We start from the raw sequence: 23,227 nt of genomic DNA on the forward strand, positions 1-23,227 counted from the left end.
CGTGGAACAACGGTAAAAAAATTATATGTTTCCATTAGAATTTTCTGAAAAACCTGTTCTTAAATGTAAAGATCATACAGTAAGTGGAGAGTATTTCGAATTGAGAAAAGCAAAGGATCTTGATCTCTTAGCAACTTTTCCGAGACCTGATCTTGAGCAGTTACCGTCTTACTATAAGAGCGAAAATTACATTTCCCATACCGACTCAAAAAGGGGTTTTTTTGATAAGGTTTATCAGCAGGTAAAAAACCTGATGCTTAAAAATAAGCTTAACTGGATTGAAAAGGAAAAAACACCGGGAGTAAAAATTTTGGATATCGGAGCGGGAACGGGAGATTTTTTGCGTGCGGCAAAAAACCGGAACTGGGAAGTTTTTGGGGTCGAACCAAATCCCGATGCCCGAAAACTTGCTTCAGAAAAAGGGGTGGAGTTGGAAAAAACAACATCTTCTTTTTTCGACCATAGTTTTGATGTGATCACCATGTGGCATGTTTTAGAACACGTGCCCGATCTTGAAGAGCAAATAAAAGAACTTGACCGGCTTTTAAAACCAAATGGTCTTCTTGTTATTGCGGTGCCGAATTTTAAAAGTGATGACGCAAAGAAGTATGAAGAAAATTGGGCAGCTTATGATGTGCCCAGGCATCTTTATCATTTCTCTCCTTCAGCTATTAAAGATATTTTTAATTCCACAGGTTTTTTACTTACCTCTCAAAAAGGGCTTTTTTTTGATTCCTTTTATGTGAGCCTTCTTTCTGAAAAATATTCTTCCGCTTCAGGAAATCTTCTTCGGGCAGGGTATAATGGCATAATTTCTAATTTCAAGGCAAGATCCTCCGGAAACTACTCTTCTCTCGCTTACTTTCTAAAGAAAAGCAGGTAAAACGAATTTTAAGCGTTTTAAGAGGTTTTTAGCTTCTTGATGATATCTAGGATATCTATTTTCATTTATGATGCTTATATGAGCCAAAAATTCAGTCGTCTTTCATAGAATATTTAAATAATGTTGTTTTTTTTCATATCAAAACCTTATAGCTGCATAATAAGGTCTTTTTTAGGAGGGAATGGAAATGCTTTCTTACTTTTGCTGCAAATCGAAAAAAATTAAAAATGAGAAAATTATTTATGGTCCTGTCTTTAGGGGCTATCCTTACTGCTTGTAACAATGATAAAACTGCCTATGTCGACACTACTGTTCTAATTCAGGAGTATTCTGAAATGAAAGAAGTCGAAGCAGATTTCAATGTAAGATCTGAAAATTTGAAAAGGGAACTCGATTCTGCTGCGCAGGGATTTCAGCAGGAAGTAATGGAATTTAGAGATAATGCCGCCACAATGTCTGAAGCTGAAAGACAGGCTGCCCAGGAAAATTTGATGCAGAAGCAACAAATGCTTCAGCAACAACAACAAATGAGAAGTGGTCAATTGAGACAGGAAGGTGACCAGGTGATAGATTCTATAATTACTAAAGTGAAAGATTTTGTGAAGGTCTACGGAGAGGAAAATGATTACACCTATATATTTGGATCTAATGAATCTGCAAACATTATGTATGCAAAGGAAGGACTGGATATAACTCAGGAGATACTTGCAGAGCTAAATGAAAGCAGGGGAGTTGCCAAAGAAGATGCTGTGGTAACAGAATAATTACTTACACTCTTAAAATTTAAAGGGTTCCACATGGAACCCTTTTTTTATGCGGTAACTAAAAAGACCCCAAAGATTATAACGATGAAATATCCCACAATCGTGAAGGCTCCCGCATAATCATTTGCCACCCGTTGTCCAAAAAGCAACATTAGCAGAGTAACCGCGGCTAGAACAAGTGACCAAAGAGCCAGGGCAGGATCATCATTTAAGTAAAGGGTGAAGATGGCTGCTAAAGCAATTAGCCCAGTAATTATTTCCAGTACAAGAATAGTTCCCAGGAGCAGGGATACCATTCCGCCCATAAAGGTGCCTTTAAAGTGCCCCGTGAGCCATTCGTAATTTCCTTTCCAGTTCATCATCTTATCAAGACCCGATTGGAGAAAGGTAATTATGGTAAAAACTAAAATGAGGTAAACAGGAATATTAGAAATAAAATTGTCCATGATGAACTAGTTTTTATGAATGAGTCTGGTTAGTTTAATTGAAAGGTCTGTGAGGATGATCTTGGCGTTTCCATTTCTTTCAATATGGTAAACCGCATCTTCCAGTTCTTTTGTGATGCCTGTAATATTATTACCAGTGATGAAAGGAGCAAATTTTTCCAATTTAAATCCTTTTGTCTGCGGTTGCATAAAGACAAGGTTCTTTGCTTTATAATTGTACATAAGAGCCTGCCGGAAAAAATCCATGCAATACAGCAGGAACTTCTTTTGCGGTTCCCTTCCTGTGCCCGCGATCATTTCACTCCATGCAATTAATTCGGCCAGAGCAGTCTTATCTCCTTTAGCTTTAAAAGCTGTTCTTACCCAGGAAATGAACCACTCCTCAAATTGTTCGTCACCAGAATTGTGTCTAAAGATGTGCAGGGCATTATTGAAATTGCCGTTGGCGCGGTGTGCAATAGTAAGCGCTTTGGGACGATCACAATTTTCTTTTTGTTCCAGGGCCTCGGCAATTACTGCCTCATTCAATGGGGGAAAGTGCAGGGTTTGGCACCTGGATCTTATAGTTTGAATGATGTTTTCCTCTTCTTCGGTAATTAAAAGGAAAAGGGTCTTTTGTGGGGGTTCTTCAATAAGCTTCAGCAATTTGTTGGCGCAGCTGTCGTTCATCTTTTCGGCCATCCAAATGATCATTACCTTATAGCCTCCTTCGTAAGATTTCAGGGAAAGGGCTTTGACAATATCCTGTGCCTCATCGACCCCTATTTTTCCCTGCTTATTTTCAATTCCCAGTTTTTGGTACCAGTCAAAAAGGCTTCCGTAGGGCTCCTGTTCCACAAACTGCCGCCATTCCTCGCTAAAATGAGAAGAAATGGCATTCTTCTTTACTTTGTCGTTGTTAGCAACAGGATATGCAAAATGCAGGTCTGGATGAGCGAGTTTGTTCATCTTCAGGTTACAGGCTTCCCTTCCTGTATTGTTCTCTGCACTTGTATTACCACAGAGTACATATTGCGCATAAGCAATTGCCATAGGAAGCGTTCCACTACCCGATGATCCTACAAATAATTGGGCATGAGGGATCCGGTTATTATCCACCGTGGTGGTGAGGTGATTCTTTATATGTGGAAGGCCTAATACTTCAGAAAATAGCATAAGCAAAGATAAAATTTCTTCACACTTTATTATCTTAGGGGAAAATTTAATTTAGGCTAAAAACAGCTATATGAAAACTATTAATGACTATAATTTTAAAGATAAAAAGGCCCTGATAAGGGTGGATTTTAATGTTCCGCTTAATGAACAACAAGAGGTTGGGGATACCAGCCGAATTGAAGGTGCTAAACCTACAGTGGATAAGATCCTTAAAGATGGGGGTAGCGCTATCCTTATGTCACACCTTGGTCGCCCAAAGGGAGTAGATAAAAAGAACTCGCTGCAGCACATTGTAGCTAAAGTTTCAGAAATTCTTGGGGTCGGGGTGAAATTTGTAGACGAATGTGTTGGGGAAAAGGCGCAACAAGCTGCCCGTGATCTAAAACCGGGAGAGGTACTTTTACTTGAGAACCTGCGTTTCCATGCAGAAGAAGAGAAAGGGGATGAAGAATTCGCTAAAAAACTGGCTTCATTGGGAGACATTTACGTGAATGATGCCTTTGGTACTGCGCACCGTGCCCATGCTTCCACGACCATTGTTGCACAATACTTTGATAAAAAATGTGTTGGCGCTTTACTTCATAAGGAAATAGACAGTTTGGAGAAAGTGCTTGGAAGTTCAGAAAAACCAGTAACTGCTGTTTTGGGTGGAGCCAAGGTTTCAACTAAGATCACCGTAATTGAAAATATTCTTGATAAGATCGATCACCTCATAATAGGTGGCGGAATGACTTACACTTTTACAAAAGCGAAAGGCGGGAAAATCGGCAATTCTTTAGTGGAAGACGACAAATTAGAACTGGCACTTGAAATTCTTAGAAAAGCTGAAGAAAAAGGAGTGAAGATCCATCTTCCGGTTGATGCCGTGATAGCCGATTCTTTTTCTGAAGAAGCCAGCACAAAAGTAATTCCTGTGAATGAGATCCCCGACGGATGGATGGGGCTAGATATTGGACCTGAGACCATCAAGAAATATGGTGACGTTCTTGAAAGTTCTAAAACTATCTTGTGGAACGGACCAATGGGAGTTTTTGAAATGCAACCTTTTGCAAAAGGAACTATTGCTGTGGGAGAACATATTGCTGCGGCCACTAAGAAAGGTGCTTTTTCTCTGGTAGGAGGAGGAGATTCTGTTGCTGCCGTAAAACAATTTGGACTTGAAGATAAAGTGAGCTATGTTTCCACAGGGGGAGGAGCAATGCTTGAAATGCTCGAAGGAAAAAGTTTACCGGGCATTGAAGCCTTAAAAAAATAAAGAGGTATGATAATTGAAGGAAAAAATGTACTGCTTTTTGAGAAATGATGTTATGATGAAACAAATTTTGCCTTTTTTGATGCTGCTCATGTCTGTAGCTGCATTTGCCCAGGACAAAAAAACTGAGGCAAAGAATGTAAAGGGACAGGAGACTGGAGAAACGGGCGATACCATAAAACTTCCAGAACAGGATTTTTTCCTTTTGCTTGATAGTGATGATGTAGATCTGGCCAATAATGTGCCGGTACATAAGATTCTCAAAGACTCCCTTGTTTTTGCCCTTTTGGACGATCCTGGTGCAGCAACGATAGATTCGCTGTGGCAGCAGGAACTTTTTGAATCCAGTCTTTATATGGATTTAAAGGACTCCCTGCTTAACCAGGAATATAATGAGGTAGTCTTTGATGATCTTCCCACAGATACTTTAAAACTAAGGCTTCAAAAACTAAATGCCAAAACTCCTTTTAATATAGAATACAATCCTCTTCTTGAGAATGTGATCAAATCCTATCTCAAGAGAAATAAGAAGGGGATGGAGCGCTTAATGGCCCTAAGCACCTACTATTTTCCTCTTTTTGAGCAAAAGCTTGACGTGTATAACATTCCGCTGGAGATAAAATATCTTGCCATAGTGGAATCGGCTCTTAATCCTCGTGCAAGGTCACGCGTTGGGGCTACCGGTTTATGGCAGTTTATGTTTGCAACGGGGAAAATGCATGGTTTGGATGTGAGTTCATATGTAGATGAGCGTATGGATCCTGTTATGGCTACCGAAGCCGCAGCTCAATACCTTTCTACCCTTTACAGGGTTTTTGAGGATTGGGATCTGGTTTTGGCTTCTTATAATTCCGGTCCGGGGAATGTTTCTAAAGCAATTAGGCGTAGCGGAGGTTCCACAAATTACTGGAACCTAAGGCCATATCTTCCACGTGAAACAGCAGGGTATGTGCCTGCTTTCCTGGCGACAATGTATATTTTTGAATACGCCGAAGAGCATGGTTTTCAACCCCCTCATCCTCGAACAACTTATTTCGAGACAGATACCATCCACCCAAAGAAGATGCTAACTTTTGAGCAAATTTCTCAAGTGACAGGAGTGGAAAAAGAAATGTTGCAGTTCCTTAATCCCAGCTATAAACTTGATGTTATTCCTTATGTAGAAGATGAGAGCTATAGCCTAAGGTTGCCGCGTAACAGGACCGGTCTTTTTGTAAATAATGAAGAAGCCATTTATGGATATACACAGGCTTTGGAAGAAAAGAAGGAGGAAACCTTACCTAAGCTGGTACAGCCCGAGTCAACTGTGAGATATCGCGTAAGACGTGGTGATTACCTGGGAAAAATAGCTGAAAGGTATGGAGTAGGGGTAAGCCAGATAAAGAGATGGAACAACATGAGGAGCAATAATCTCAGGGTAGGCCAAAGACTTATTATATATCCCCAGAAAAACTCTGCTACAGCCGAAAGTTCTTCCTCACCAAGGTTTTATACCGTTAAACATGGAGATTCTCTGTGGAGCATATCTAAAAAATTTCCGGGTGTAACTGTACAGGAGATCAAAAATTTAAATAAAATGAACAGTACCCGGCTCAAACCCGGGATGAAACTTAAACTTTCCGACGGGTAGTCTTCCCACTTCAAACTTTATCTATGAAAAAACTATTAGCTTTCTTTTCAGTTCTTTTAATTTTAACCGGGTGTGGTGATGGCAAGGATGATCCCGTTGTAGTATCCAATTCCTCAGGGAAGATCAATAGCGTAACGGTAGTGATGGAAAACGAGCTGTGGACCGGTGAAGTTGGGGAGGCTGTAAGACGTCATTTCGCTGCCCCGGTCGATGGGCTACCACAAGAGGAGCCGTTATTCTCTCTTAGCCAAATGCCGCCGGAAGCATTTTCCGGTTTTGCCAGGAAAAACAGGATCTTTCTTAGGGTACAAAAAGGAGAAGAGACTGGAGTTAAACTCGCCGACGATGCTTATGCCCGCCCTCAAAAAGGAGTTTTGATTACCGGGGAGACTAATGAGGAGATCATTTCTCTTATTGACGAAAATGCAGAAAAAATTATATCCACCTTCAAAAAAACGGAACTAACCGAGCAACAGCGTCGAATTAAGAAATCTCTTAAGAACGATGAAAAGCTGGAAGAACAACTTGGCGTATCTTTGAAATTCCCTACGGCTTACAGGTATGCGAAAGAAAGCGATGACTTCTTCTGGATACGCAAAGATATACCTACAGGGAGTATGGAAATACTTGTTTATGAAGTGCCAAGGAGCGTTATTGAAAAAGACACCAATATTGTTGGAAACATCATTGAAATGCGTGACTCTATTGGTAAGACCCATATTCCCGGAAGAATTGACGGGAGCTATATGGTAACTGAATCTGCTTATGCACCTTATCTTTTTGAATCTGAAATTGATGGTAATTTTGCCTGGGAGTCCAAAGGAATATGGGAAGTAAAAGGAGATTTTATGGGTGGTCCTTTTTTAAATTATGCGGTGCTCGATGAGGAGAACGATCGTTATGTAATACTGGAAGGATTTGCCTTTTCCCCCTCGGCAAGGAAAAGGGAGAATATGATGGAACTCGAGGCCATTCTCAAATCGGCAAAAATTAATTAGCTATAAAAAAACCCAACGAAAGTTGGGTTTTTGCTTAGTATAAAAAGATCTTTTACAATCTTTTTTTGTCTTCTTCGGTATTATTGGCAGGAGCATCATCTTTGGAAGCGTCTTTAAATTCTTTAATTCCGCTACCCAATCCTCTCATTAGCTCAGGGATTTTTCTTCCTCCGAACAACAACAACACAATGACCACGATTAATATAATTTGTGGTGCTCCAATCTGTAATGGTATAAAAACTGCACTCATAATGATCAATTTAATGTTGCAAAGTTAGTAATAAAACTTTAATCCGTTTGTTTATGAGAGGATAAAACCTCTCTAAAATATCTTTATTATATCTTTGCCTAAGGCCGTAAATATGACCAAGAACACCAAACATAAAAGAAATTTCAGGCAAAAGCTCCTGCATAAATACAGGCTGGTAATTCTTAATGAAGACACTTTTGAAGAAAAAGTGTCCTTTAAACTAACTCGTCTCAATGTTTTTGTGGTGGTAACACTCTCTGCAATTTTATTGATAGCCGGCACCACAGTACTCATAGCCTTTACAGGATTGAGAGAGTACATCCCCGGATATTCTTCTACCGAGCTGCAGCAAAGAGCTTTGCAGCTGGCTTATAAAACAGATTCCCTGCAAACTGTGGTGGAACTAAACAACCAGTATCTTGGTTCCATTAAACGGGTGCTGTCTGGTGATGTAAAACCGGCAGAATTTAACCGGGATTCCCTTATGGAATCTCATAGGTTAAGTGCAGATGAAATAGACCTGAAACCTTCCAAAGAAGATAGTTTACTTAGGGAAACCGTGGTACAGGAGGATAAATATAATTTTCTTGAAACCGCTACTTCCCGCGCCAATTACGCTCTTTTCCCCCCTCTAAAAGGTCCTTTTTCTGAAGGTTATAACATCAAAGACAAGCATTTTGGGGTTGATATTGTCGCTTCTCATAACGCCCCAATAAAATCTGTGTCCGATGGGACAGTGATATTCTCGGGATGGACGGCAGAAACCGGAAACGTTATTATCTTAGAACACAGTTACGGGCTTATCTCTATCTATAAACACAATTCATCTCTCACTAAAGAACAGGGGGACAGGGTGCAAAGAGGAGAAGTTATTGCAACGGCAGGGTCTACAGGAGAATACTCGACTGGGCCACACCTGCATTTTGAATTGTGGAGTGAAGGCCGGCCCGTAAACCCAACAGATTTTATAGATTTTGAATAGTAAGTATGTCAGTTAAATCATTTGCAGCTAAAATATTCGCATCCTACGTTAGACACCAGATTGATTCCTGGGCAAACGAGCCGGTTAAGACCCAAAAAAGGGTTTTTGAACAGCTCTTAAAAAAAGCAGCTAACACTGAGTTTGGAAGAGACCATGGATTTCAAAACATCTCCGGATACAGGGAATATGCAGCCCGGGTTCCGGTGAGGGACTATGAGGAACTTAAACCGTATGTTGAAAAAGTAGTAGCGGGTGAGAAAGATATCCTGTGGCCCGGGAAACCGCTTTATTTTGCCAAGACATCTGGAACCACCAGTGGTGCCAAATATATTCCGCTTACAAAGGAGTCTATGCCTACTCATATTGATGCTGCACGAAATGCCATTTTATGCTATATCAATGACACAGGAAAAGCAGATTTTGTAGATGGAAAAATGATCTTCCTGCAAGGTAGTCCCGAACTTGATGAGAAAAACGGGATTAAACTTGGTAGACTCTCGGGAATAGCTGCACATTACGTACCGGGCTACCTGCAACGCAACCGCATGCCATCGTGGGAGACCAATACCATTGAAGATTGGGAAACGAAGGTAGAAGCTGTAGTTGATGAGACCATTAAGGAAGATATGACCGTAATAAGCGGTATCCCTTCCTGGGTACAGATGTATTTTGAAAGACTGCAGGCAAGGGCCGGAAAGAAAGTTGGAGACATCTTTCCTAATTTTAATCTTTTCATTTACGGCGGAGTTAATTTTGAACCTTACCGTGCAAAATTTGAAAGCCTTATTGGCCGGAAAGTGGATAGTATCGAACTCTTTCCAGCTTCTGAAGGGTTTTTCGCCTTCCAGGACAGGCAGGATGAAAAGGGAATGCTTTTACAGCTAGACTCCGGAATTTTTTATGAGTTCATTAAAGCTGAGGAGTTTTATTCTGAAAACTCACGGCGATATACAATAGGAGAGGTAGAGCTTGATGTAAACTATGTAATGATCATTTCCACTACGGCAGGTCTATGGGCTTATAATCTTGGAGATACAGTACAGTTTACCTCGCTGGCTCCTTACAGGGTTATTGTTTCGGGAAGGATCAAGCATTTTATTTCGGCTTTTGGAGAGCATGTGATCGCCAAGGAAGTAGAGCAGGCGATGCAGGAAGCAACTTTGGGCACAGGGATACAAATCTCCGAATTCACAGTTGCGCCACAAATAACTCCGGAAGGCGATCAACTGCCTTACCACGAATGGTTCATCGAATTTGAGGAAGAACCCGAAGATTTAAATACTTTTGCTTCAGCTTTAGATAAATCCCTTCAGCAGCAAAACTCTTACTACCTGGACCTGATAGAAGGAAAGATCCTTCAGCCATTAAAAATAAGCAGGGTTCCTGCCAACGGTTTTCAGCAGTACATGAAGTCTATTGGAAAACTGGGTGGACAAAACAAATTACCAAGACTATCAAATGATCGTAAGATCGCCGATGCCTTGGAAAATATACAAAACAGAAAATAATTTATGGGTAATTTAAAATTACAGGGTCGCACAAGAGCACAGGAAAGTTCAAACGCCATTGAACGTATGTACATCACAATGCGACATCTTTTCAACCGTGGGTTCTATAAACCTATGGGGGTATCGGGGGAAACTCTTAGGGAAGCCTTATTAATCCTTCGTCCGGAGATCTATGGGTCTGTAGCCGAAGAAAAGGTAGAACTCAACGGGCTTCTCTACGTGATGGACAGGCTCCCTCTGGGACTGGAGGAGTGCCGTTTTATCAACCTTACCAGTGATGAAGGCTACGGTAATTCTCACTTTAAACCTATAGTTCCTCCCAAAAGGCGCAGGAACTGTTACAGGATCGATGAGGAGCAAATGAACATCGAGATCACCCGCGGGCGGTCAGAGATTTATGATATTCTTACTCACCTCACCTTCCTGTTCATCGAATCTCATAAAATAATGAGACGGGTTCTTATTGACGAGGAAGGAGAAGTATCCCGGGACTGGCAAAAGCTGGAGCTGGCGGTTTTGCAAAAGGAGCCACTTGACCAGGCACAACGGGAAGTAGCCCTTACCCATACGGCAAATATCTTAGGTCGCACTTTTAGAGAAGTGACTACGATCTATCCTCTTTTTAGTACCCCGTCAAGTCCCGAAAGGTTCCTCCACATCATCTATTACCTTGGAAAACTGGCTCTTGATGAAATGCTCAATAACAACAAACGTGTTGTGACCTTTAGCCCTGTACTAAGGGAGAGGCTTGGTCACCATATTCACGGGGAGATATGGGCAAATAAGGTGAAAGAAGTGCTACTACAAAAGAACCTTATGAACCGCCCTTTACACATTATAAGCGCAAACATGCACAGTGTGATGAATACTCTTTATGCTTCGGAAGCTTTAAAGCCAGAGCTAAAGAAGAAATCACTTTTTGGCATTTACGAAGATCTTAGCAATGGGGCCAATGGCCAGCTAAGAATGAAGGTTATGAAAAATGCTGTTTCTGAAGGGATGGTGTTTATTGAAGATACCAGTGGTGCTAACATTGATGTACAGGTTTTTGATACTGCAAAAATGTCCATGGTAAATCCAAAATTCAAACAGAGCAGCAAGAAGAAAGAAGAAGATAAGCCGGTGATCATGGTGATGGATTACGCTTTTGGAGAACAAGCCTACGAAACCATGGATGAAATGCTGAAACCTTACCAGTCTGAGCATGGAAATATCCATTTGAATGTGGCCTCAATTTCTATCATGGGAAAGGCGGGAATTCTCGCAGGCGGTAAAGGGGATATTATGATCCCTACAGCTCACCTGTTTGAAGGTACGGCAGATAACTATCCACTTCACAATGAACTTTCAAAAGAAGATCTTGACGGCCATGGAATACATGTTTGTGACGGCTCCATGATTACTGTGCTGGGAACTTCTCTTCAAAACAAAGATATTTTGAAGTTTTTTCACGAGTCCACCTGGAATGTTGTGGGACTGGAAATGGAAGGAGCACATTATCAAAAAGCCGTACAGGCTGCAGCCAGGTTAAGAAAAAATATTAGTGAAGATGTCAAGGTGAGATATGCTTATTATGCTTCAGATAATCCTCTGGAAACAGGAAGCACGCTTGCATCAGGTGGATTGGGAACTACAGGTGTAAAACCTACATATCTTATCACCGAAAAGATTCTGGAGCAAATCTTTGAAATTCCAAAGGAGTCGGAGAAAAATAAAAAATCAGGAAAAAAGGAAACCGTAGATGGAGAATAAAAAATATACGCTGGTTACCGGCGGCGCAGGCTTTATTGGATCAAATTATATCAATATTTTCATAGAAGATAAGGATACTCATATTGTAAACCTGGATTTGCTCACCTATGCCGGGGATCTTGCAAACCTTGAAGTTAATGGACATGAGAATTACACTTTTGTAAAAGGTGATATTCGAGATAAGGAGTTGGTGAAAGATCTCTTCGAAAAATACCATTTTTCGAGGGTAATAAATTTTGCAGCCGAATCTCACGTGGATAATTCTATTCTTAATCCTGCTGCTTTTGTGGAAACAAACATTAATGGTACTTTCAACCTGCTGCAAACTGCTTACACGCTGTGGATGAATGGACCTTTTGAGCTGAAGGAAGAGTTTAGCGACGCCAAATTTCTGCATGTTTCGACAGATGAGGTGTATGGTACTTTAGGCGCAGAAGGATTATTTACCGAAGAAACTCCATATGCGCCCAACAGTCCGTACTCGGCTTCAAAAGCGGCTTCAGATTTTCTCGTGCGCAGTTATTTCCACACTTATGGGCTTCCGGTTGTGACCACCAATTGTTCTAATAATTATGGTCCGCACCAGCATGATGAAAAACTTATTCCTACTATAATCCGTACTGCATTAAAAAAGGAACCAATCCCTATTTACGGCGACGGAAAAAATGTACGTGACTGGCTATACGTAACAGATCATTGTAAGGGAATAAAACTGGTTCTCGAAAAAGGTAAATTTGGCGAGACCTACAATATTGGAGGCCGAAATGAGCGGGAGAATATTTATATTGCTCAAAAGATCTCAGAAATTCTAGACAAATTAGTTCCACGTGAAGACGGTAAGAGCTATAAGGATCTTATTACTTTTGTGAAGGACCGTCCCGGTCACGACCAGAGATACGCTATTGATGCTACAAAACTGGAGTCACAGCTGGGTTGGAAAGCCGATGAGAATTTCGAGTCGGGTATAGAAAAGACGGTACAATGGTATCTTGAAAAATATAAGGCATGAAAGGCATCATCCTGGCAGGTGGATCGGGCACCAGGTTGCACCCATTAACCCTTGCGGTAAGCAAGCAGTTAATGCCGGTGTATGATAAGCCTATGATCTATTATCCTTTATCAACGTTAATGATGGCCGGGATAAGGGAGATCCTCATAATCTCTACCCCAAAAGATCTCCCTTTATTCAGGGAGTTACTCGGCGACGGGAGCCGGTATGGTTGTGAATTTCAATTCGCGGTACAGGATAAACCCCGCGGCCTGGCGGAAGCTTTTATCATTGGAGCAGATTTTATTGGGAATGACAAAGTAGCACTTATCTTGGGGGACAACATTTTTTATGGATCGGGACTGGACAAGCTCCTTCAAAATAATAGTGATCCCAACGGCGGAATGATCTTCGCATATCACGTTCATGACCCAAAACGCTATGGCGTGGTAGATTTTGACAAGACTGGGAAAGTGATCTCGATTGAAGAAAAACCTGTTACACCAAAGTCAAATTTTGCGGTTCCGGGAATATACTTTTACGACAATGAGGTCATTGATATTGCTCGTGATATAAAACCTTCGCACAGGCAGGAACTGGAGATCACAGATGTGAATAACGCTTACCTTCAAAAGGGAAAGTTACAGGTGAGTATCCTTGATAAAGGTACTGCCTGGCTGGATACCGGTACTTTTGATTCTCTTATGAAGGCTGCACAATTTGTGCAGGTGATAGAAGAACGGCAGGGTTTGAAAATAGGGGCAATAGAAGAAACAGCCTATAAAATGGATTATATAGATAAAACTCAGCTTCACAGGCTGGCCCTACCGCTGCTAAAAAGCGGGTATGGCGAATACCTTTTACAACTGGATTAGCATGTTAGAACTGGAAAAGACACCATTAAAAGATTGTTTTTTATTGAAGCCTTCGGTGTTTCGGGATCACCGTGGCACCTTTCTGGAAAGCTTCAGCCAAAGAAGATTTGAAGAGGTCACGGGCCTGCAAATGGATTTTGTGCAGGACAACCAATCATCTTCCAAAAAAGGGGTGTTGAGAGGGCTTCACTTTCAGAAAGGAAAATTTGCCCAATCAAAACTGGTAAGAACGGTGGTGGGAAGCGTTTTAGATGTTGTGGTAGACCTTCGTCCCGATTCTCCTACGTTCAGGAAATCATTTAAGGTTGTTTTAAGCGACGAAAACCATCATCAGCTCTTTGTGCCTGCCGGTTTTGCGCACGGCTTTCTTACGCTCTCAGAAATATCTGTTTTCGCATACAAATGTGACCAGTACTTCCATAAAGAAGCCGATGCCGGAGTTTATTTTAATGATCCGGTATTTAATATTGACTGGGAATACCCACAGGATGAATTCATCCTTTCTGAAAAAGATAAAAATCTTCCCACTTTTGAAGAGTTAGACTTATGAAAATATTGATCACCGGCGCAGGAGGACAGTTGGGAAAATGCTTTAAGCAGGCTTCTCTTAACTATCCCGGTCATGATTTTAATTTCACAACTTCAGATGACCTGGACCTTTCCCAGTTTGCTGTGGTGGGAGCCTTCATGCGGAGAGAAAAATTTGACATCTGCATCAACTGTGCTGCATATACTAACGTGGAAAAGGCAGAAAAGGAACAGGAAATGGCCTATCTCATCAATTCCGAAAGTGTGAGGAACCTGGCAAGGGATTGCGACGAAACCGGCTGTACGCTTATTCACATTTCTACAGATTACGTATTCAACGGAAAGAAAGATTCTCCTTATACCGAAGAAGATGCCACAGATCCATTGAATGTTTATGGAGCGTCAAAGTTGCTTGGGGAAGAATATATACAGGAAGCCACCAAAAAATATCTCATTTTTAGAACCTCATGGTTGTATTCTAATATTGGTAAAAATTTTTTTACAACCATAAAAGCCAAAGCTGAAGCGGGAGAAACTCTCAATATCACCACTTCCCAAAAAGGAACGCCCACTAATGCCCACGATCTGGCTGCTTTCGTTCTCGAAATTATTGCAGAGAATAAACTGGAATACGGTTTATACCATTACAGCAACCTGGGGGAAGCTACCTGGTATGATTTTGCCAAAGAGATCCTCACCTTAATGAATTCAGGTACAGAGCTTAATGAAAACAACGATTATCAAACCCTGGCGGTAAGACCGGCATATAGTGTGCTGAGTAAACAGAAAGTGCAGGATGTTTTTAAATTACCCATTCCACATTGGAAGGAGAGTTTAAAAGAGCTTTATCAAAAGTTATAATCCCTTTCAATAAACCATTTAAAATTCCTTACATCCTCCTCAACCATATCCTCGAAAACAGGATTGAGAAGACGGGCAGCACTTTCACCTGCGATTCCTCCGGGAGCGTGATAAGAAATAACCACATGCAACTCGGTTCCTTCACCGGCATCCCGAAACTCCACTTTTCCGGCATTTTCAATGGAGGAACCGGGCAAAGACTGCCAACCCAGTAATTCATTAGGCCGTTCCTTTACGATCTCGCTTTTCCAACGCAGCGTACCTACATGTCCCGGCAAATTCGCCTCCCAAACAGATATGCTGTCATTCAAACTTTCTACACTTTCCAAATGTTCCATAAATAGCGGAAGGTTCTCCAGATTTCGCCAGAAGGAATAAACTTCCTCCCGCGGTTTATCAACTATCATTTTAAGCTGAATATTAACGTTGCGACTGCGGTTATCGGGTTTGGTTTTACCAATGGCATTATAGAGAAGACAATTGCCCGATATCCCACGGTAAAGAAGATATCCTGCAAGAACTGCTTCAATGCTGCTTTTCTTTTCCTTTCCCAGTGCATCATAAAGAAAATATGCTCCTGCAAGTAAAGAGGCGCCTCTTTCGGCGGGACTTACATTGGTATAAAGGTGATGTAAAAGATTCCTCATAGGTATTTCATTTTCTGTTATTCAGCCTAAATTAATCATATTGCTACCAAAGCTTAGTTGCAGTTTGCTTAAATAGGGTTAAATTATTCTTAAATGCAGTAGAAACCCCTGGAACCATTATTTTAGGTAGTGCCTGTGAATGTTAATTTTGTTATTTTCGGAAGTAAAACCACCCAATGAAGAAACGTATACTCATCACCGGGGCGGCCGGTTTTCTAGGGTCCCACCTCTGTGATAAATTCATCAAGGAAGGATACCACGTGATTGGAATGGACAACCTTATCACGGGAGACAAAAGAAATATTGAACATCTTTTTAAGCTTGAGCATTTTGAATTCTACCATCATGATGTCACCACTTTTGTGCATGTGCCGGGAAAACTTGATTACATCCTGCATTTTGCCTCTCCTGCCAGTCCTATTGATTACCTAAAGATCCCTATTCAAACTTTAAAAGTAGGCTCATTGGGGACTCACAACCTTCTTGGTCTTGCAATGGAGAAGAAAGCGAGGATCCTTATAGCCTCAACTTCCGAGATTTATGGTGATCCACAGGTACATCCTCAAACCGAAGATTACTTTGGGAATGTCAACACCATTGGTCCCCGGGGAGTTTATGATGAAGCTAAGCGTTTTCAGGAATCAATTACTATGGCTTATCACCGTTTCCATGGTTTGGAAACCCGTATCGTTAGGATCTTCAATACCTACGGGCCGCGAATGAGATTGAACGATGGTCGTGTTATACCTGCCTTTATTGGTCAGGCTTTGAGGGGAGAGGATCTTACTGTCTTTGGTGACGGTTCTCAAACAAGATCTTTTTGCTATGTTGACGATGAAGTGGAAGGAATATATAGATTACTCTTAAGTGATTATTCATATCCTGTCAATATTGGGAATCCAAATGAGATCACTATTAAGGATTTTGCCGAAGAAATCATTAAATTGACAGGGACAGATCAAAAGATCATCTACAAACCTTTACCCGAAGATGATCCTATGCAGCGGCAGCCGGATATTACCCGTGCAAAGGAATTACTGGGCTGGGAACCTAAAGTCACCCGAAGTGAGGGTATGAAAAAGACCTATGATTACTTTAAAAATTTGGGGGAAGAAGAACTTTACCGCAGCGAGCATAAAGATTTTTCAAAGCACAACAGGAAATAATATTCTATCAAGACGGTATGCAGGTTTGAGCCTTTATAATTTTGGTCTTTCCAAAGGATTTTTTATAATACCTGAATGAAGCAAAAACCTTTGGTATCTGTCATTATGCCGGCATATAATGCTGCCGCTTTTATTGCTGAAAGTATAAGGTCTGTTCAGCAGCAATCTCATTTAGAATGGGAGCTGCTTGTGATTGATGATGCTTCCAATGATGGTACTTCTAAAGTGGTGGAAGCCTTAAAGGAAAAGGATGACCGCATCAAACTTCATATCCTGCCCACCAACCAGGGAGCAGGATTTGCAAGGAATATCGGAATTAAAGCTGCTACGGGGGATTTTATATCATTTCTGGATGCCGATGATCTCTGGAAATCTTTTAAGCTGGAAAAACAGCTAAAAGTAATGCAGGAGGAGAACATGCAGGTATGCTTCAGCAGTTATGAGCTTATGAACGAAGACGGGCAAAGCCTGAAAAAGCAGATAAAAGCCCTGAAAACACTTTCTTTTGATAAGCTTAAAAAAGCCAATTACATTGGTAATCTTACCGGGATTTATAGTGCACGGGCACTGGGAAAGATCTATTGTCCGCTTATAAGGAAGAGGCAGGACTGGGGGCTTTGGCTCTTAGCTGTTCAAAAAGCCGGTGGTGCAAAAGGAATACAGGAGCCGCTGGCGATCTACAGGGAACGCAAGGGATCTATTTCTCAAAACAAAATGGAAATGCTGCAGTATAACTACAGGGTTTATAGAAAGGTGCTAAAATATTCTGCTCCAAAAAGTCTTTTTTGGATGGTACTATTCCTGTGGGAGCAACTTTTTGTGAAACAGAAGCAGAAAGTCGCCCTATAAAAGGGATTCAAATTGTTTAAGCTTTCCTCTTTTGCTGCGGTTAAGCATGGTTTTATGTTCAAAACTTAGATTAAGACCTGTTTCAAGATAAACCTCCATAGCTTCTTCGATCTTTTTCTTTTGCTCCTGTCTTAGCTCTACTTCAGACACATAAATAACGGTAAATGATCCTGGTTCTGTTTGTTGAACAATGAACTCCTTTATCTGCCCGTCGTTTTCTATGATACTTTTAGTTACATAATAGAATGTAAGGCCGGGAACCACTTTTCCGCTGGGAAGCACGGCCACATCATTTGTTCTTCCTAAAAGTCTCTTCAAAACAGGCTTTTTGAAGCTACTGTTTGCAGCAAGAGATCCGGTGTCGCCGATATCGTACCTAATAAATGGATGAGCTTTGTTATAAAGAGATGTGATCACTATTCTTCCTTCTTCTCCTGCAGGAACCGCTTTTCCCTTTTTATCCAGTACTTCCACAAACATGGTTTCGCTGTTGAGGATCCATTCATCCCCTGGATTTTGAAATGCCAGGAGTCCAAGTTCGCTTGCACCATATTCATTGACAACAGGAACCCCAAAAGTCTCTTCCAAAAGCACTTTGTCTTCATCAAAGAACATCTCACTGGTTACGATACAAAGTCGCAGGTTGGGAGAAACATCTTTAAGAACACGGTTCTTTTTTTTCAGAAATTTAGCGAACAGTACAATGGAACTTGTGTAGCCGTTGATATAATCAAAACTTTTCTTTTCAAATTCATGAAGGAATTCTTCCATTTTTTCGTCGCTGAGATCAAAGATGGGAAACCTGTATCTAAAGCCAACGCGATCTTTAATACGTTCCTTATAGTATCCAAATCGATCTAGAGGAATTCCATAGAAGCGGGCCTGGATAGATTTATCAAGGTCAATTCCATACCACTGGTAGCGATCATTGAATTCGGCCCAGGATAAGGCATGGCAAAACCGGTCTTTGGCGAATATAAAAGGATGTCCGCTGGAGCCCGAAGTTTTACCTATATAACAGTTCTTGGAGTTGTAATCTTTGCTAAAGCGATCTTCCAGTGGCCGTTGCAGGTCCTTCTTCTGCATTACCGGCACCTCCTCCCAGCTGCTAAATTCACGACTTTTAAAGAAATCCCTGTAGAAGGAATTGTTTTCTAAATGGTATTGAACAATCTCCTGCCTTTTGTTTTCCACATAAGCCGCGTACTCCCCTTCAGGAATATTCTTGATCATTTCAAGAGCGTTTTTCGCCTTTTTAATGGGGAAACGATTAAGTTGTAATGAGAGGCTAAACCAGTTCAAGAGTTAAATTAAAATTGTTTTTTACGCCAATTAGTTGGTGCTTCAATTTACAAACAATTATTTTTGAGGCAAGAAAGAAAACACACACCTTATGAATATTCTTATCCTTGGCTCTGGCGGCCGCGAGCACACATTTGCACACATGATATCAAAAAGTTCTCACTGCGACAATCTTTTTGTGGCTCCCGGGAATGCCGGTACAGCAAAAATAGCAACAAATGTCTCCATAAGCGTTACCGATTTTGAAGCTGTAAAGGAGCTGGTGATAAAAGAAAAAATAGAGATGATGGTGGTTGGTCCCGAGGATCCACTCGTAAACGGGATCGTAGATTTCTTTAATCAGGATGAGCAGTTAAAGCAGGTAGCGGTGATTGGGCCGTCGAAACGCGGTGCCCTGCTGGAAGGAAGTAAAGAGAGAGCCAAGGAGTTTATGGCACTGTACAATATTCCTACTGCGGCATATGAAAGCTTTACTAAAGAAAGCCTGGCTGCCGGAAAGGAATTTCTTACCACTCTAAAACCGCCATACGTATTAAAAGCCGATGGTCTTGCTGCCGGAAAAGGTGTTTTGATCTTAAACTCCCTGGAAGAAGCACAGAAGGAGCTGGAAAACATGTTGAGCAACAATAAATTTGGTAGCGCCGGAAATACTGTCGTAATAGAAGAATTTCTCGACGGAATTGAATTGAGTGTTTTTGTACTTACCGATGGTGAAAATTACAAGATCCTCCCCACAGCAAAAGACTATAAAAGGATTGGAGAAGGAGATACAGGTTTGAATACAGGCGGAATGGGTGCAATTTCACCTGTACCGTTTGCCGATGAGGTTTTCATGGAAAAGGTGGAAGAAAGAATCGTTAAGCCAACCATTAATGGCCTTAAAACCGAAGATATCGACTATAAAGGCTTTGTTTTTATTGGACTTATCAAGGTGGGAGAGGAGCCATACGTAATCGAATACAATGTGAGGATGGGAGATCCTGAAACTGAAGTTGTGTTGCCGCGAATAGAATCTGATCTTGTTGAGGTGTTCCAAAAGGTTGCCGCAGGAAACCTAAGTGAGGTAGAACTAAAGGTGAAAAAAGAGGCGGCTGCTACTTTGATGCTGGTTTCGGGCGGTTATCCTGAAGCCTATGAAAAAGGAAAGGAAATTACAGGACTTAATGAGGTCGAGGATTCAATAGTGTTCCATGCTGGAACTGCTGAAAAAGATGGGAAAGTGGTGACCAGCGGAGGTCGCGTCCTTGCTATTACCTCCTTTGGAAAAGATTTCCCTGAGGCCATAAAAAAATCTTATCAAAATGCCGGAAAACTTCATTTTGATAAGATGTATTTTAGGAAGGATATAGGTTTTGATCTCTAATCCAGGAAGGAATGTGCGCTGGTTTCGCGCTTTTCCTCGTTGCGGTCATTGAATTTTTTTAACTGTAACATCCAGTAAATAAAAGCTGCCGCCGCAATGAGCATAAAGATCCAGTTTACAGCATTGGCCAACCACCAGCTGTCCAATTCCATATCGGCAAGGCTGTTAAATGGTGCAAACAGGTAATCTTCAAAAATGGTCTGTATCCCTTCAAAAAAATCCTTCATAGTAGTTATATTTAACTTCACAAAAATATAAAAAACCCTAATGCTAACAAGCTTTTTTAGCAATTCCCGGCCCATTAACTTTATTATAGTGGCCGTTTATATCCTCATTTTTTACCTTTTTGCAAATCTTAGCATCCTGTTTACGGCACCTTTATGGGTGATTATTCAGGAGCTGGGAATGCTCCTGGTGCTGGTCTTAAGCGTTTTTATGCTTAATTTCATTTCGGGAAGAAATGAGTTAACAGGGCGCAACGCCTATAAGAGCATTTTGTTCGCTGGTTTTCTTTGCATGTTCCCGGCTGCCCTGCAAAATAATGATGTTATCCTGGCCAATTTGTTCCTGTTGCTTTCCCTACGGCGCATACTATCCTTAAGGTCTCAACGGGAGACGATAAAAAAGATCTTCGACGCTACCTTTTGGGTCGGCGTGGCTTCACTCTTTTATTTTTGGAGTATCCTTTTTCTGTTTGTAGTTTTCTTTGGAGTGCTGGTGTATGTGGGACATAGATTTAAGAACTGGCTTGTACCATTCATAGCGCTGCTTGCCCTGCTTTCAATTGTTACCAGCGCCTCTCTCCTTATTACCAATAGCTTTTATACCCTCACAGACTGGATGCAGGAGGGGTACTTTGATTTTAGGAATTACCAGAACCCCGATCTTCTCATTCCAGCCGCATTTTTATTCGCTCTCACAGTATGGGCTTCTTTCTTCTATATGTTGATCATTCAAAAGGCCAGTGCCAATGCGAAGTCTTCGTTGTTCCTTATTCTACTTTGCGCGGGAGTAGCCTTAACGGTCGCAGTTTTAGGACCAACCAAAAATGGCAGCGAATTAATGTTTTTCTTTGCCCCGCTGGCCATTGTGGTGACCAATTACTTTCAAAATATGGATGATAAGTGGTTCAAGGAAATCCTCCTCATTACGATCGTCCTCCTTCCGGTACTGCTTCTGCTGCTGTTCTAAAGCTTCAGAAGTTAAAGAATCATCCCTAAAAAAAGCTAAAAATCCGGTACCTTTGCCAAAGTTGTAAATCGACGGGTTTTCTTCAGAAGAACCTGTTAAAATTCAGAAGTATGTTTTCAGATAAAGCCAATAAGATCTTTCAGGAAGTAATAGAAAAATATCACGAGATCAATACTGTGGGCCAGGAGTTTCACAATCCTTATAATGAAAAAGAACAGTTATTGGAGCACCTGTTGTTCCGTAAATGCTGGATAGATACCGTACAGTGGCATTATGAGGACATTATTCGTGATCCTAACATTGATCCCGGTGCAGCTCTTAAGCTAAAAAGACAGATTGATGCGTCCAACCAGGATCGTACAGATATGGTGGAGTATATTGACAGCTATTTCCTTGACAAATACAAGAATGTAGAGCCAAAAGAGGATGCTACCATCAATTCCGAAAGTCCAGCCTGGGCTATTGACAGGTTGTCTATTTTGGCCCTTAAGATTTATCACATGAATGAAGAGGCAAACCGTGTGGATGCCGGGCAGGAGCATATGATCAAGTGCCAGGCGAAGCTGGATGTGCTTTTGGAGCAGCGTGTTGATCTTTCCACCGCGATTAACCAGCTACTGGAGGATATCGCAAATGGTGATAAATATATGAAGGTGTACAGGCAAATGAAGATGTACAATGATGATGAGCTGAATCCTGTATTAAGAGGGGCTAAAAAATAACATTTTTGAATGGAGAGACCGCGCCACATTCTAATCATACGCCTCTCGGCCATGGGAGATGTGGCGATGATGGTCCCTGTTTTGAAAGCTTTTACTGAAAAGTATCCCGGGGTTAAACTCACTTTGCTCACCCGCAGATTTTTCGCGCCGCTTTTTAAAGATATCCCCAATGTCTGGGTTTTCGAAGCTGAAGTTAAAGGCAAACACAAAGGCATCTTCGGACTTAAAAGACTTTCTTTTGAACTTCTCGATCTTAAAATTGACGCCGTAGCCGATCTTCATAATGTGCTCCGCTCAAATATTCTGAAGATTTTCTTTAAGCTGAAGGGCTTGCCGGTGCGACAGATAAATAAAGGACGCAAGGAGAAAAAGGCGCTCACCCAGAAGAATAACAAGATCTTTAAGCAATTAAAGTCCACTCATCAGCGCTATGCCGGCGTATTTGAGAAGTTAGGTTATCCGATAAACTTGGATTCAGTTGAAGTACTTCCTAAGCAGGATCTTACTGCCAAGGTAAAGGAGCTCGTGGGGGAACATTCGGGGAAGTGGCTTGGAATAGCCCCTTTTGCTCAACATTCTGCCAAAGCATATCCCGAAGATCTCGTGAAGGAGGTTTTGCAGGAGCTTCAAAAAGAGCAAAATCTCAAGATATTTTTATTCGGTGGCGGTGCAGTGGAAACCGGAAAACTGGCAGCCTGGGAAAAGGAATTTCCTAACACTGTCTCTGTAGCGGGAAAATTATCCTTTGAGGAAGAACTTACCTTGATCTCCAACCTTGAGCTTATGCTTTCAATGGACAGTGGTAACGGGCATGTTGCAGCCAGTTTTGGAGTTCCGGTGATAACGCTTTGGGGCCTCACGCACCCCTACACCGGATTCGCACCTTTTCGCCAACCAGAATCAAATTTCCTGCTGCCCGATCTTCAGAGATATCCGGCTATTCCCACTTCTATTTATGGAAAAGACATTCCAAAGGGTTATGAGGATGTGATGAGGAGCATTCCACCGCAGAGGGTGGTTCAAAGAATAAAAGGAGTTCTGGAGCAGAATTGAGATGTTTAAATTCAAGCACCAAGCACCAAATTCCAATAATTTAAAATTTAAAGAGGCTTCAA

The 23,227-nt window shown here is 41.4% G+C and carries 24 protein-coding genes; 18 read left to right on the plus strand and 6 right to left on the minus strand.

The annotated features are described in order from the left end of the window. Nucleotides 1-25: 25 nt before the first annotated feature. Together OU683_RS05180 and OU683_RS05185 are read left to right on the plus strand one after the other, a co-directional pair. Nucleotides 26-883 (plus strand): class I SAM-dependent methyltransferase, encoded by an 858-nt coding sequence (locus OU683_RS05180; protein ID WP_268135931.1) that lies wholly within the window; start codon nt 26-28, stop codon nt 881-883. A gap of 227 nt (nt 884-1,110) precedes the next feature. Then, entirely contained in the window at nt 1,111-1,647 is a 537-nt protein-coding gene (locus OU683_RS05185; protein WP_268135933.1) for an OmpH/Skp family outer membrane protein, read from the plus strand. A gap of 47 nt (nt 1,648-1,694) precedes the next feature. Here the strand turns inward: OU683_RS05185 and OU683_RS05190 are convergent, their stop codons facing one another. Next, complete coding sequence (locus tag OU683_RS05190) at nt 1,695-2,093, minus strand: DoxX family protein (protein WP_268135935.1); 399 nt, start codon at nt 2,091-2,093, stop codon at nt 1,695-1,697. 6 nt (nt 2,094-2,099) lie between these two features. Next, nucleotides 2,100-3,248, minus strand: coding sequence for a DNA polymerase III subunit (locus OU683_RS05195; RefSeq protein WP_268135936.1), 1,149 nt, complete (start codon nt 3,246-3,248; stop codon nt 2,100-2,102). Between the two features lie 70 nt (nt 3,249-3,318). On the opposite strand from OU683_RS05195, the gene OU683_RS05200 reads away from it, so the two are divergent. Genes OU683_RS05200 through OU683_RS05210 form a run of 3 tightly spaced genes read left to right on the plus strand, consistent with a single transcriptional unit; the run spans nt 3,319 to nt 7,128 of the window. Continuing rightward, nucleotides 3,319-4,503 carry a phosphoglycerate kinase gene (locus tag OU683_RS05200; RefSeq protein WP_268135939.1) on the plus strand — a complete coding sequence of 395 codons (1,185 nt, stop codon included), beginning with the start codon at nt 3,319-3,321 and terminating at the stop codon, nt 4,501-4,503. A 52-nt stretch (nt 4,504-4,555) separates the two neighbouring features. After that, complete coding sequence (locus OU683_RS05205; protein ID WP_268135940.1) at nt 4,556-6,130, plus strand: lytic transglycosylase domain-containing protein; 1,575 nt, start codon at nt 4,556-4,558, stop codon at nt 6,128-6,130. A gap of 23 nt (nt 6,131-6,153) precedes the next feature. Then, on the plus strand, nt 6,154-7,128 hold the full coding sequence (locus tag OU683_RS05210) for a DUF4837 family protein (protein ID WP_268135941.1): 975 nt from the start codon (nt 6,154-6,156) through the stop codon (nt 7,126-7,128). Between the two features lie 52 nt (nt 7,129-7,180). Here the strand turns inward: OU683_RS05210 and tatA are convergent, their stop codons facing one another. Then, nucleotides 7,181-7,378, minus strand: a complete 198-nt coding sequence (tatA, locus tag OU683_RS05215) for a twin-arginine translocase TatA/TatE family subunit (protein WP_228913872.1) — start codon at nt 7,376-7,378, stop codon at nt 7,181-7,183. A 112-nt stretch (nt 7,379-7,490) separates the two neighbouring features. Here tatA and OU683_RS05220 point away from each other — a divergent pair, with 112 nt between their 5' ends. Genes OU683_RS05220 through rfbD form a run of 7 tightly spaced genes read left to right on the plus strand, consistent with a single transcriptional unit; the run spans nt 7,491 to nt 14,872 of the window. After that, nucleotides 7,491-8,360: a M23 family metallopeptidase gene (locus OU683_RS05220; protein ID WP_268135942.1), complete on the plus strand. Its 870-nt coding sequence runs from the start codon at nt 7,491-7,493 to the stop codon at nt 8,358-8,360. A gap of 5 nt (nt 8,361-8,365) precedes the next feature. Continuing rightward, nucleotides 8,366-9,868, plus strand: a complete 1,503-nt coding sequence (locus tag OU683_RS05225) for a GH3 auxin-responsive promoter family protein (protein ID WP_268135943.1) — start codon at nt 8,366-8,368, stop codon at nt 9,866-9,868. Between the two features lie 3 nt (nt 9,869-9,871). Further along, the gene (locus OU683_RS05230) at nt 9,872-11,620 is read left to right on the plus strand and encodes a DUF6909 family protein (protein WP_268135944.1); all 1,749 of its coding nucleotides are present in this window, start codon (nt 9,872-9,874) and stop codon (nt 11,618-11,620) included. Beyond that, on the plus strand, nt 11,610-12,629 hold the full coding sequence (gene rfbB / locus OU683_RS05235) for a dTDP-glucose 4,6-dehydratase (protein WP_268135945.1): 1,020 nt from the start codon (nt 11,610-11,612) through the stop codon (nt 12,627-12,629). The genes OU683_RS05230 and rfbB overlap by 11 nt, the downstream gene beginning before the upstream one ends. Next, complete coding sequence (gene rfbA, locus OU683_RS05240) at nt 12,626-13,483, plus strand: glucose-1-phosphate thymidylyltransferase RfbA (protein WP_268135946.1); 858 nt, start codon at nt 12,626-12,628, stop codon at nt 13,481-13,483. Before rfbB ends, rfbA begins: the two co-directional genes overlap by 4 nt. Continuing rightward, entirely contained in the window at nt 13,455-14,033 is a 579-nt protein-coding gene (gene rfbC, locus OU683_RS05245) for a dTDP-4-dehydrorhamnose 3,5-epimerase (RefSeq protein WP_268135948.1), read from the plus strand. The genes rfbA and rfbC overlap by 29 nt, the downstream gene beginning before the upstream one ends. After that, nucleotides 14,030-14,872 carry a dTDP-4-dehydrorhamnose reductase gene (gene rfbD, locus OU683_RS05250; RefSeq protein ID WP_268135950.1) on the plus strand — a complete coding sequence of 281 codons (843 nt, stop codon included), beginning with the start codon at nt 14,030-14,032 and terminating at the stop codon, nt 14,870-14,872. The genes rfbC and rfbD overlap by 4 nt, the downstream gene beginning before the upstream one ends. On the opposite strand, the gene OU683_RS05255 is transcribed toward rfbD, so the two are convergent. Further along, nucleotides 14,860-15,519 (minus strand): SRPBCC family protein, encoded by a 660-nt coding sequence (locus OU683_RS05255; protein ID WP_268135952.1) that lies wholly within the window; start codon nt 15,517-15,519, stop codon nt 14,860-14,862. The genes rfbD and OU683_RS05255 overlap by 13 nt on opposite strands. A 176-nt stretch (nt 15,520-15,695) precedes the next feature. Here OU683_RS05255 and OU683_RS05260 point away from each other — a divergent pair, with 176 nt between their 5' ends. Continuing rightward, nucleotides 15,696-16,685, plus strand: coding sequence for a UDP-glucuronic acid decarboxylase family protein (locus tag OU683_RS05260; RefSeq protein ID WP_268135954.1), 990 nt, complete (start codon nt 15,696-15,698; stop codon nt 16,683-16,685). A gap of 75 nt (nt 16,686-16,760) precedes the next feature. After that, nucleotides 16,761-17,534 carry a glycosyltransferase family 2 protein gene (locus tag OU683_RS05265; RefSeq protein WP_268135956.1) on the plus strand — a complete coding sequence of 258 codons (774 nt, stop codon included), beginning with the start codon at nt 16,761-16,763 and terminating at the stop codon, nt 17,532-17,534. Here OU683_RS05265 and OU683_RS05270 read toward each other — a convergent pair. Continuing rightward, nucleotides 17,529-18,767: a phenylacetate--CoA ligase family protein gene (locus OU683_RS05270; RefSeq protein ID WP_326493545.1), complete on the minus strand. Its 1,239-nt coding sequence runs from the start codon at nt 18,765-18,767 to the stop codon at nt 17,529-17,531. The two genes, OU683_RS05265 and OU683_RS05270, sit on opposite strands and share 6 nt — an antisense overlap. Nucleotides 18,768-18,927: 160 nt before the next feature. On the opposite strand from OU683_RS05270, the gene purD reads away from it, so the two are divergent. After that, nucleotides 18,928-20,199, plus strand: coding sequence for a phosphoribosylamine--glycine ligase (purD, locus tag OU683_RS05275; protein WP_268135960.1), 1,272 nt, complete (start codon nt 18,928-18,930; stop codon nt 20,197-20,199). Here purD and OU683_RS05280 read toward each other — a convergent pair. Beyond that, nucleotides 20,196-20,426, minus strand: coding sequence for a DUF6341 family protein (locus OU683_RS05280; protein ID WP_268135962.1), 231 nt, complete (start codon nt 20,424-20,426; stop codon nt 20,196-20,198). The two genes, purD and OU683_RS05280, sit on opposite strands and share 4 nt — an antisense overlap. A 40-nt stretch (nt 20,427-20,466) precedes the next feature. Between OU683_RS05280 and OU683_RS05285 the strand changes: the two genes are divergently transcribed. The 3 genes from OU683_RS05285 (at nt 20,467) to OU683_RS05295 (ending at nt 23,165) form a co-directional block, all read left to right on the plus strand. Then, nucleotides 20,467-21,390: a DUF6427 family protein gene (locus OU683_RS05285; RefSeq protein ID WP_268135964.1), complete on the plus strand. Its 924-nt coding sequence runs from the start codon at nt 20,467-20,469 to the stop codon at nt 21,388-21,390. A 110-nt stretch (nt 21,391-21,500) separates the two neighbouring features. Beyond that, nucleotides 21,501-22,112: a DUF4254 domain-containing protein gene (locus tag OU683_RS05290; RefSeq protein WP_268135966.1), complete on the plus strand. Its 612-nt coding sequence runs from the start codon at nt 21,501-21,503 to the stop codon at nt 22,110-22,112. A 9-nt stretch (nt 22,113-22,121) separates the two neighbouring features. After that, the gene (locus OU683_RS05295) at nt 22,122-23,165 is read left to right on the plus strand and encodes a glycosyltransferase family 9 protein (protein WP_268135967.1); all 1,044 of its coding nucleotides are present in this window, start codon (nt 22,122-22,124) and stop codon (nt 23,163-23,165) included. Nucleotides 23,166-23,227 lie beyond the last annotated feature (62 nt).

The organism is Salinimicrobium sp. TH3, assembly GCF_026676115.1.
Lineage (GTDB): Bacteria > Bacteroidota > Bacteroidia > Flavobacteriales > Flavobacteriaceae > Salinimicrobium.

Excerpts from the sequence above, each read along its gene's own strand:
- OU683_RS05180 (WP_268135931.1), top strand. The coding sequence starts at position 26 with ATGTTTCCATTAGAATTTTCTGAAAAACCTGTTCTTAAATGTAAAGAT.
- OU683_RS05185 (WP_268135933.1), top strand. The coding sequence starts at position 1,111 with ATGAGAAAATTATTTATGGTCCTGTCTTTAGGGGCTATCCTTACTGCT.
- OU683_RS05190 (WP_268135935.1), bottom strand. The coding sequence starts at position 2,093 with ATGGACAATTTTATTTCTAATATTCCTGTTTACCTCATTTTAGTTTTT.
- OU683_RS05195 (WP_268135936.1), bottom strand. The coding sequence starts at position 3,248 with ATGCTATTTTCTGAAGTATTAGGCCTTCCACATATAAAGAATCACCTC.
- OU683_RS05200 (WP_268135939.1), top strand. The coding sequence starts at position 3,319 with ATGAAAACTATTAATGACTATAATTTTAAAGATAAAAAGGCCCTGATA.
- OU683_RS05205 (WP_268135940.1), top strand. The coding sequence starts at position 4,556 with ATGATGAAACAAATTTTGCCTTTTTTGATGCTGCTCATGTCTGTAGCT.
- OU683_RS05210 (WP_268135941.1), top strand. The coding sequence starts at position 6,154 with ATGAAAAAACTATTAGCTTTCTTTTCAGTTCTTTTAATTTTAACCGGG.
- tatA (WP_228913872.1), bottom strand. The coding sequence starts at position 7,378 with ATGAGTGCAGTTTTTATACCATTACAGATTGGAGCACCACAAATTATA.
- OU683_RS05220 (WP_268135942.1), top strand. The coding sequence starts at position 7,491 with ATGACCAAGAACACCAAACATAAAAGAAATTTCAGGCAAAAGCTCCTG.
- OU683_RS05225 (WP_268135943.1), top strand. The coding sequence starts at position 8,366 with ATGTCAGTTAAATCATTTGCAGCTAAAATATTCGCATCCTACGTTAGA.
- OU683_RS05230 (WP_268135944.1), top strand. The coding sequence starts at position 9,872 with ATGGGTAATTTAAAATTACAGGGTCGCACAAGAGCACAGGAAAGTTCA.
- rfbB (WP_268135945.1), top strand. The coding sequence starts at position 11,610 with ATGGAGAATAAAAAATATACGCTGGTTACCGGCGGCGCAGGCTTTATT.
- rfbA (WP_268135946.1), top strand. The coding sequence starts at position 12,626 with ATGAAAGGCATCATCCTGGCAGGTGGATCGGGCACCAGGTTGCACCCA.
- rfbC (WP_268135948.1), top strand. The coding sequence starts at position 13,455 with ATGGCGAATACCTTTTACAACTGGATTAGCATGTTAGAACTGGAAAAG.
- rfbD (WP_268135950.1), top strand. The coding sequence starts at position 14,030 with ATGAAAATATTGATCACCGGCGCAGGAGGACAGTTGGGAAAATGCTTT.
- OU683_RS05255 (WP_268135952.1), bottom strand. The coding sequence starts at position 15,519 with ATGAGGAATCTTTTACATCACCTTTATACCAATGTAAGTCCCGCCGAA.
- OU683_RS05260 (WP_268135954.1), top strand. The coding sequence starts at position 15,696 with ATGAAGAAACGTATACTCATCACCGGGGCGGCCGGTTTTCTAGGGTCC.
- OU683_RS05265 (WP_268135956.1), top strand. The coding sequence starts at position 16,761 with ATGAAGCAAAAACCTTTGGTATCTGTCATTATGCCGGCATATAATGCT.
- OU683_RS05270 (WP_326493545.1), bottom strand. The coding sequence starts at position 18,767 with ATGATCAAGAATATTCCTGAAGGGGAGTACGCGGCTTATGTGGAAAAC.
- purD (WP_268135960.1), top strand. The coding sequence starts at position 18,928 with ATGAATATTCTTATCCTTGGCTCTGGCGGCCGCGAGCACACATTTGCA.
- OU683_RS05280 (WP_268135962.1), bottom strand. The coding sequence starts at position 20,426 with ATGAAGGATTTTTTTGAAGGGATACAGACCATTTTTGAAGATTACCTG.
- OU683_RS05285 (WP_268135964.1), top strand. The coding sequence starts at position 20,467 with ATGCTAACAAGCTTTTTTAGCAATTCCCGGCCCATTAACTTTATTATA.
- OU683_RS05290 (WP_268135966.1), top strand. The coding sequence starts at position 21,501 with ATGTTTTCAGATAAAGCCAATAAGATCTTTCAGGAAGTAATAGAAAAA.
- OU683_RS05295 (WP_268135967.1), top strand. The coding sequence starts at position 22,122 with ATGGAGAGACCGCGCCACATTCTAATCATACGCCTCTCGGCCATGGGA.